This is a genomic window from Chromohalobacter sp. 296-RDG (assembly GCF_029889885.1).
Classification (GTDB): Bacteria; Pseudomonadota; Gammaproteobacteria; order Pseudomonadales; family Halomonadaceae; genus Chromohalobacter.
The window spans coordinates 1-1,083 of record NZ_JARANY010000227.1; the positions used below are offsets into that span (position 1 = coordinate 1).

Sequence of the window (1,083 nt, forward strand, 5' to 3'; positions counted from 1 at the left end):
GTGGATGATCGACGCACGATTGGCCACTGGGGAGGCGATACGGTGCTCAAGGGACACAAGCAGTCCGGATTGGTCACGCTAATTGAGCGCCGCAGTGGTTATCTGCTGGCCGCTCGGCTCCCCAGCATCACCGCCGAACTGACACAGAAGGCCATGATTCGGCTGCTGAAGCCCCGGCGTGGCGCTATTCAGCCCGTGACGCTGGACAACGGCTCGGAGTTCGCCAATCACGCGACAGTGGCCAAGGCAGTGACAGCGGCGGTCTACTTTTGCGATCCCTATTGCTCTGGCCAACGCGGGACCAATGAAAATACGAATGGCCTGCTTCGCTAGTATCTACCCAAGCAGGCCGTGTCAAAACAGAAAATGGCCTAGCTGGGTTGTCGGAGAACGGACTCGCTTCATTCGGTTGGGTTTCTTTGGGGTATTGCGGCGGTCAATCAACAGCCGATAGACCGCCCAACCCTCAGGCTGGCGTCGCTCCTAACCGAGCTTTTAGCGCTTCGGTGCCGATGTGGTTCATCAACCGTTTCAGATTGTAGGCCAGCACGGCTAAACTGATTTCTCCTCGACCTTTTCTTAGGCCTCTGACCAGTAAACGGCCACCGTTACCCATTAAGTCGTATTTAATCGTTCCGAAAGGGTGTTCTACCGTCGCGCGTCGGCGTGTCATGGCATGCGGATCTGCCTTGAGTCTACGTTGCGATATATCGAAGGCCGCCTCGTACTGATGGCGAGAGACGCGCCTATAGCTTCCTGTCGTGCAATGTGCTTTTTGTGGGCAGGCTCTACACGCCTCTGGATTCGCGTAGACACCAATCTTTTTCGGTGCATGCCACTGTTTCAAAGACAAGGTGTGACCAGCAGGGCAGTGATAGGTATCTCGGTCCCGATCATAATGAAAGTTGCTCACTTGGTAGAGCTGGCCGTGGCCTTGACTATTGATGCCCCGCCGCGGCGGGATAGAGCAAGCGATGCCTCGTTCTTCGCAATGCTGCTGTTGTTCGACATTGGAGTACCCTGTATCGGCCAAGACGGCTAACGTCTTGGTTTTTAGAGCTTGTCTTGTTGCCTCCACCACTG

Annotated in this window: 2 protein-coding genes; one reads left to right on the forward strand and one right to left on the reverse strand. The window is 55.6% G+C overall.

Going from position 1 to position 1,083, the window contains the following annotated elements:
* Nucleotides 1-333 (forward strand): IS30 family transposase (locus OP495_RS18090; RefSeq protein WP_280571162.1); only part of this gene is annotated, 333 nt, incomplete at its 5' end.
* A gap of 133 nt (nt 334-466) precedes the next feature.
* Here OP495_RS18090 and OP495_RS18095 read toward each other — a convergent pair.
* Nucleotides 467-1,083, reverse strand: a 617-nt coding sequence (locus OP495_RS18095) for a transposase (protein ID WP_280571164.1), incomplete at its 5' end; no start/stop codon positions are given.